Source organism: Actinophytocola sp. (genome assembly GCF_050699915.1).
Lineage (GTDB): Bacteria > Actinomycetota > Actinomycetes > Mycobacteriales > Pseudonocardiaceae > Actinophytocola.
In genome coordinates this window covers 1-6,607 of the sequence record NZ_JBOHGA010000292.1, presented here as the reverse complement: position 1 = coordinate 6,607, position 6,607 = coordinate 1, and the positions used below count along the sequence as shown (strand labels likewise).

The following is a 6,607-nucleotide window of genomic DNA, read 5'->3' as shown; positions in this document are numbered from 1 at the left end:
GCCTTGGCCGCTGCGCCGGTGACCTGCCGCAGCGGGCGCAACGCGTGGTTCGCCGCCCAGCGACCCACCAACGCGCCCGCGACGCCGCTCGCGGCCGTGCCCGCCAGCAGGATCCAGCTCAGGAACTGGAACGTGCGGTCCAGCTCACGCAGCGGCGAGACCTGGACGTAGGTCGCCGTCCCCGCGCGCAGTGGCAACCCGATCGCGAGCACCGGCACGTCGTCGAGCCTCGTGCGCTGGTGCGCCGCGGTGCCGTCGGCGACGAGGTTCAGGAAGGCCGGCGGCAGCCGTGTCGGGTCGACGAGGTTGCCGCTGCTGATCGTCTCGCCGTTGCCTGAGCGGTTGTCGACGATCAGCACCGCGGACTCGGCCTCGGACCCGAGCCCGGTGATCAGCTCGGGCAGGCCCGCCGAGTCACGGCGCAGCGCGTCCTCGATGAGCCGTGCGTTGCTGGTCGCCTGCCGGACGGCGCTGCGCTCGCGCTGGTCGATCATGTAGCCGGTGGACAGGTGCCAGGTCGCCGGCGATCACCAGCGACACCAGGCTGAACCACGCCATCACTCGGGTTCGCAGCGGCAGCCGGCTCACGACGCCCCCTCGCGGTCGCCCTGTGTTTGATGGTTCGCTCCGCAAGCTCCGCTCACGACACGCCGATTCGGTAGCCCGTCCCGCGGACGGTGAGCACCAGGGTCGGCTGGCCTGGGTCGGGCTCGATCTTGCGGCGCAGCCGGCGCACGTGCACGTCCAGCAGCCGGGTGTCGCCGAAGTAGTCGTAGTCCCACACCCGCTCCAGCAGCTGCTCGCGGGTCACCACCGCTCCACCCGCGGCGGCCAGCGTGCTCAGCAGCCGGAACTCGGTCTTGGTCAGCGGCACCTCCTCGACCCCGCGCAGGACCCGGCCCTCGGTCAGACGCACCGTCAGGTCGCCGAGGGTGATCACGGCGGGCACGTCGGGGTCGCCGGCGCGGGTGCGGCGCAGCAGCGCCCGGATCCGTGCGCTCAGCTCGCCGGCGTCCACCGGCTTGGTCACGTAGTCGTCCGCGCCGGCTTCGAGGCCGGCGATGACTTCCTCCGACCCGGTGCGCGCGGTGACCATGATGATCGGCAGGTCGCCGAGCTCGCGGATCCGCGCGCACACCGCCAGCCCGTCCGCCCCGGGCAGCATCACGTCCAGCAGCACCACATCCGGCTCGACACCACCATCGACGACGCCGGCGGTGAGCCGTTCCAGCGCCTGCTCACCGGTGGCCGCTTCCACGACCTGGTAACCCTCGTCGGCCAGCGCGAGCCGCAACGCCTCACGGATCCGCGCGTCGTCCTCGACGAGCAGCAACGTGGCGATCATCCCCCACCTCGAGTCCACTCGGCGCAGATCGTACGCGAACCGGCGGGACCGGCCGATCGTCAGGAAGTCGTCAGGTTGATCTGCCCGAACACACAGGAGGATGACGGCAAGCCGGTCGAACGGGGGATCGTGCCGATGCACCGCTACGAGCAGCACTGTCCGATCGCGCGGGCGGCCGAGGTGGTCGCCGAGTCGTGGACGCTGCTGATCGTCCGCGAGCTGTTGTGCGGCAACGAGTGCCGGGTGGACATCGCGAAGGGTCTGCCGAAGATCGCCCCGTCTGTGCTGGGTCGCCGACTACGCACGCTGGAGAGCCACGGCCTGGTCACCCGCGTGGTCGAGGCCCGTGAGGTGTCCTACCGGTTGACCGCCGCGGGGCGCGAGCTGCGACCGATCGTCGAGCAGCTCGGCGCCTGGGGGCAGCGGTGGCTGGACCGGCCACGGCTCGGCGACCTCGATCCGGAGCTGCTCGTGTACGACATCTGCCGGGAGATCGACCGTGCCCGGCTGCCGGCCGACCCGCTCACGGTCGAGGTCGACTTCGCCGATGCGCCGCAGCCGCGACGGTGGTGGCTGATCCTGTCGGCCGCGGAGGTCGTCGCGGGGCAGCGGCACCCGGACACGGCCGCGGCGGTGCGAGTGAGCTGCACGCTCGGCGCGCTGGCCGGCGTCTGGTTGGGCCATGTCACCTGGCTGCAGGCCGTTCGGGACCGCGCGATCATGCTCGCCGGCGAAACGGCAGCGATCCGCTCGCTGATCGACTGCCTCGGCGCGAGCCGGTTCGCCGGGATGGCGCGTGTCGACGAACCGCTCCCGCGGCCGGCCGGGGACCGCGGATGATCCGGCCGCCGAGGGAGGAGAACGCGACGCTGGTGCTGCCGACCGAGCACGACCCGCCGGCCGAGGTGGTCGCGGCCTGGATCCTGCGGGCACTCAGCGAGCTTCCCGCGCCGGCGCGGCTGCGGGCCGCGGTGGTCGCCCACGAGCTGCTCACCGCGGCGCGGCGCCGGCGGTCGGCGCCCTACGTGCTGCGGCTGGCGACGCTCGACCGCCGCACGCTCGGCGTATCGGTCGACGACTGCGACCCCGAGCCCGACGACGGCCCGAACCTGGTGCTGGTCGACGGTTTGTCGACGCGGTGGGGCGTGGAACGGCGCAGACGGGCCAGAACGACCTGGGCCGAGCTGGCGGTCGAGTCGCCGCGAGGCCAGCTGTCCCGGCCCGACCAACCGTCGCCGCGCGCGACTCGAGGAGGCGGACGGCATGCCGTCACCGGTCCGTCCGATGTGGACTGACGGGAACGGCGCGCAGGCAGCGGGCACCGAGCGCGTGCTCGGAGAGGCCAGGCTCGCCGAGATCGACCCGATGCTCCTGATGGACCTGCGCGGCTGGTTGGCGCGGCCGCTGGGTGGCGCCACACCGCAGGTCTTCCGAGACGTCACGATCGTGGTCGGCGAGCTGATGACCAACGCCTTCCGGCATGCCGAGCCACCGTTCGCCGTCCGACTCAGCACACCCCGATCCGTTGGCGGCGTGCGCGTGGAGGTTGGCGACAGCACGTTCTCGCCCACCACGGGGTGGCCGTTGGGCAGAGGGCTGCTGATCGTGCGCGACCTCTGCGCCGGCTGGGGCGTCGAGCACCGGCCGGACGGCAAGGTCGTGTGGGCCGACGTGACGAAGGCGGCGTGAGGCATATCAGCCTTCGATCGGGGTAGTCCTCAGTTGACCGCGAAGGTTTCGCGGTCACCCGGACCGAGGATTGAGGCTCATGGTTATCGGAATCGTCATCGGAGTGTGCGTACTGCTGGTCATCCTGGCCTTCCTGGTACCGCGCCTCTCGAGGCACCCCCAGCGCGGCGCGCAGAAGACCGCGGGCGCCGGCGGGCAGGTAGCGGGCAAGGCCCCAGGTCCGCTCGGCCGATGGCTGAGCAAGCCGTTCTCCAAGTCGCAGCGCGCGATGGGCAAGAGCGCGCACGCCGGCCGCAAGGGCCGCGGCAAGCTTCCCTTCTGACCGTCAGCCCGGGAGCTGCCAACTCAGCCAGCGGCTCGGGTCGTCGCGTTCGAGTCTTGGTTCGTACACCACCCGGCCGATCGTGGCGCCCCGGGCCAAGCTGAACACCAGGCAGCCCTGGGTGGCCACGCCGGCGGCGAGCTCCTCGGCGGGGGTGGGGCAGTGCCGTTGGCGGTAGCCGACGAAGGCGTCGACCGGGACCAGCAGGCCCCGGTCGTCGAGTATGTTCAAGCCATCCTGGACGTCGTAGGTCCGCACGTTGCCGGCGCCGCTCGCGGTCACCGTGTAGCGGACGAGGTACAGGCGGATGCCGGGCGGCGGCTTCGGCCCGACGAGGTACGCCGACGGCTCGTCGATCACGTCGGCGATGCCGATCTCGGCGTAACCGGAGTCGGTCCGCACCTCGACGGGCGGGCCGCCGACCTGCCCTTCCGCCGCCGGCAGGGTTGGCGGACCGGACGCCGGCACCGTCATCGGGAACAACAGCGCGTGCTCGCCGGTCGGGTCGATGGTCCGGTCGTCGAACAGCACGCCGCGCACGACGGTCGCGACCGGGACGAGGAACACCGCGCACTCGGTGCGGGACTTGCCCCGCGGGGTCCGGGGCAGGTTCTGCTGGTTCGAGCCGCAGAGCTCGACCGTGACGGGCCCGGCCCGGCTCGCGGAGTCCATGAGCTGGCCGCGGTCGTCCAACAGGTGGACGTTGTGCCCGTCGCCGTACGGGAGCTCCTCGCCGACGCGCAGCGTCACCCGGACCTTCGCCACCACCCATCGGTAGCCGTCCGGCGCCTCGCGATCGGCGAGCGCGCCTCGTACGAGCCGAACTTCCTCCTGGACCTCGGTCGCGCCTTCGTAGGTGCCGGTCGCCTTGAACAACCCACTGCCGCCCTCGGGTACGACGGTCGGGTCGGGTGAGCCGGCACCGACGACCGCCTTGCCGTCCCGCGCGGGCGTGAGCTCGGGCGCGTCGGCGTCGCTTGACGGAACCACGGAGCTCGACGGTCGCGCCGGGTTGGTGGCGGCAGCAGCGAGAGGGTTCCCGCTGACCTGCTGCCCGCCGGACAGCTGGGTCCCGATCACGACGAGCGCGGCCACCACGGTCAGCGCGGTACCGGCGGCGACCCATCGCCGCGACCGCGATCGTCCACTGTGGACGACCGGGGTCGGTGCCGGTGAGGGCACCGGCCCGGTGGGCGCTGCTGTGCCGGCGACGACCAGCTCGATCGCACCCCAGGCCACGCTCGCCTCCGGCTCGGGATCCGGCTGGACCGGCAGCCGCAGCTCCTCGTCGAGCAGCGCCGCGAGCCGGGGGATCCGGCTGGTCCCGCCGACGAGGTGCACGCCGCGCAGCGCGCCCCGGTCCACGCCCGACACGTCGAGCACCCGGCGGGCCAGCTCGACGACCCGTCGCAGGTCCGGCTCGACGAGTGCCTCGAAGTCGCTTCTGGTCAGCTCGACCGGGTCGTCGCGTCCGGGCACCGTCAGCTTCGCCGACCGGCGGCGGCTGAGCAGCTCCTTGGCGGCACGGGCATCCTGCCGCAGCACCTGACCCCGCCTCGCCGCCGCGACGTCCATTGTGGACGGAGCGGTGCCGCCCGTGACGTGGTCGACGATCCGCTGGTCGAGATCGTCGCCGCCGAGGTCGGGCAGCCCGGCGCAGGCCAGGACGGCGTAGCCGGCGCCGTCGCGCCGAACCACCGCGGCGTCGCAGGTGCCGCCGCCGAGGTCGAGCACGACCTCGGCCATGCCGTCGCCGAGCCCACCGCGGGCCGCCGCGGCGACCGGCTCCGGCACCATGCTGACCTGCGGCGCGAGTCCCGCAGCCGCCTCGGACAGCCGGCCCATCCGCAGCGCGCCCCAGTCCGCGGGGTGGGTCAGGGCCAGGTGGTCGACGGGCCGGTTGGCCTGCCGGGCCGCCTCCGCGCAGACCCGCTCCAGGACGGCGCGCACCATGTCGAGCACGTCGACCGGAGTGTTGCCCAGCAACAGGGTGCCCTCGTCCAGCCGGGACTTGGGCCGGTGTTCCAGCCGGTGCGCGGCCGACCGGCCGAGCCGCAGCGCGTCGGTGCCGACCACGAGCCGGCCGTCGTCGCCCAGCAGCACCGCGGACGGCATGGACGGCGCACCGTCCACACTCACCACTCGCGGCGGCTTCCCGTCCCGGCGCGCGACAGCCACGGTGTTCGTGGTGCCGAAGTCGACCGCCACGATCAGCGCGCCCCCGGTCACGGCAGCAGCCAGGTGGTCTCGTCGGCGCCGTGTATCGAAACCGCCACGTCCCGGACCGGCGTTCCGGTCGGCACCGCGAACAGGTGGCACACCTGCTGGACGCCGGCCCCGCCCCGCAGCTTGTCCGTGCCGGTGCAGCCCTGGGTGTTCACGATCGCGGAGCTGGCCTCGTCGATGATCGTGCCGCGGTCGTCCCGCAGCTGGACGAGCAGCGGTGGGGAGTACTCGGCGTCCTCCGGCATGCGGACGGCGAGTCGCAGCAGGACGCCGCGGGTGCCGGGCAGGTCGATGGGTTCGCTGTCGAAGTAGCCCGACGGGTTCTGGACCAGGTCGACCACGGCGACGTCGGCGGTCGTGGTCGGCGAGGAGGTGGAGGTGAAGGTGTGCGGCACGCCGAGTGCCAGGGCGTCGCGCGGCGACGGCTGCGGCGCGCCGTCGACCCGCTGACCGGTCACCGGAATCCGGGCGCCGAGGGCGAGTCGTGCGGGCGTGCCGGCCTCGGGCCACCTGGTGCTGGACGTGGCCAGCGCGACCTCGGTCACCGGCGTGGTGCGGGCGACCCGGTAGGCGAGGCACAGCTGCCGCGACTCGCCCGGCTTCAGCTCGTCGGCCGGTTCGCGTTCCGGACAGGACGGCGACCGGAAGTTGCCGGCATCGCCGATCATGAGACCCCGGTCGTCGACGACGTACGTCCGGGCCACGAGCTCGTCGTAATGCGCCTCCTTGGCCACCGCGGTCACGGTGATCTCGATCAGGACCAGCCGGTGCTCGTCGTCGGTGGCGACGCCGGCCGCCGCCAGCTCCGCGCTCTGCTCGGCCGTGTCGACGAAGGAGTCGAGCCGCCAGGTCAGGGTCGACGAACCGTCGTCGTACTCGACGGGTCTGCCCTTCTCGACCACCGGCAGCTGCTCGGTGGACCGGCCCGCCACCGCGATCGGGTCGCCCTCGACCGGTGGCGGCAGGGTGAGCCGCTCCGTCGCCGCGCTGCCGGGCCGGGCCTGGCCGGCGACGGTGTCGTCGCC

The 6,607-nt window shown here is 73.2% G+C and carries 7 protein-coding genes and 1 pseudogene; 4 read left to right on the top strand and 4 right to left on the bottom strand.

All coding sequences use genetic code 11. From position 1 onward, the window contains the following. Together ACRDSK_RS30540 and ACRDSK_RS30535 are read right to left on the bottom strand one after the other, a co-directional pair. Positions 1 to 494, bottom strand: a pseudogene (locus ACRDSK_RS30540) (two-component sensor histidine kinase); the annotation flags it as partial. 146 nt (positions 495 to 640) lie between these two features. Next, positions 641 to 1,345 carry a winged helix-turn-helix domain-containing protein gene (locus ACRDSK_RS30535; protein WP_431444858.1) on the bottom strand — a complete coding sequence of 235 codons (705 nt, stop codon included), beginning with the start codon at positions 1,343 to 1,345 and terminating at the stop codon, positions 641 to 643. Between the two features lie 135 nt (positions 1,346 to 1,480). Between ACRDSK_RS30535 and ACRDSK_RS30530 the strand changes: the two genes are divergently transcribed. From ACRDSK_RS30530 to ACRDSK_RS30515, 4 genes are all read left to right on the top strand, one after another. Continuing rightward, positions 1,481 to 2,185 carry a winged helix-turn-helix transcriptional regulator gene (locus tag ACRDSK_RS30530; protein WP_431444857.1) on the top strand — a complete coding sequence of 235 codons (705 nt, stop codon included), beginning with the start codon at positions 1,481 to 1,483 and terminating at the stop codon, positions 2,183 to 2,185. Beyond that, entirely contained in the window at positions 2,182 to 2,640 is a 459-nt protein-coding gene (locus tag ACRDSK_RS30525; protein WP_431444856.1) for a hypothetical protein, read from the top strand. Before ACRDSK_RS30530 ends, ACRDSK_RS30525 begins: the two co-directional genes overlap by 4 nt. Continuing rightward, positions 2,630 to 3,034, top strand: a complete 405-nt coding sequence (locus tag ACRDSK_RS30520) for an ATP-binding protein (RefSeq protein WP_431444855.1) — start codon at positions 2,630 to 2,632, stop codon at positions 3,032 to 3,034. The genes ACRDSK_RS30525 and ACRDSK_RS30520 overlap by 11 nt, the downstream gene beginning before the upstream one ends. A gap of 79 nt (positions 3,035 to 3,113) precedes the next feature. Then, positions 3,114 to 3,356 carry a DUF6411 family protein gene (locus tag ACRDSK_RS30515; protein WP_431444854.1) on the top strand — a complete coding sequence of 81 codons (243 nt, stop codon included), beginning with the start codon at positions 3,114 to 3,116 and terminating at the stop codon, positions 3,354 to 3,356. 3 nt (positions 3,357 to 3,359) lie between these two features. On the opposite strand, the gene ACRDSK_RS30510 is transcribed toward ACRDSK_RS30515, so the two are convergent. Both ACRDSK_RS30510 and ACRDSK_RS30505 read right to left on the bottom strand, forming a co-directional pair. After that, positions 3,360 to 5,585: an Hsp70 family protein gene (locus tag ACRDSK_RS30510; RefSeq protein ID WP_431444853.1), complete on the bottom strand. Its 2,226-nt coding sequence runs from the start codon at positions 5,583 to 5,585 to the stop codon at positions 3,360 to 3,362. Beyond that, the coding region (locus tag ACRDSK_RS30505; protein ID WP_431444852.1) for a hypothetical protein at positions 5,582 to 6,607 on the bottom strand (1,026 nt) is incomplete at its 5' end. The genes ACRDSK_RS30510 and ACRDSK_RS30505, both read right to left, overlap by 4 nt.

Bases quoted from the DNA above. Each gene is read 5' to 3' on its own strand.
- ACRDSK_RS30530 (WP_431444857.1), top strand. From the start codon at position 1,481: ATGCACCGCTACGAGCAGCACTGTCCGATCGCGCGGGCGGCCGAGGTG.
- ACRDSK_RS30515 (WP_431444854.1), top strand. From the start codon at position 3,114: ATGGTTATCGGAATCGTCATCGGAGTGTGCGTACTGCTGGTCATCCTG.
- ACRDSK_RS30525 (WP_431444856.1), top strand. From the start codon at position 2,182: ATGATCCGGCCGCCGAGGGAGGAGAACGCGACGCTGGTGCTGCCGACC.
- ACRDSK_RS30520 (WP_431444855.1), top strand. From the start codon at position 2,630: ATGTGGACTGACGGGAACGGCGCGCAGGCAGCGGGCACCGAGCGCGTG.
- ACRDSK_RS30535 (WP_431444858.1), bottom strand. From the start codon at position 1,345: ATGATCGCCACGTTGCTGCTCGTCGAGGACGACGCGCGGATCCGTGAG.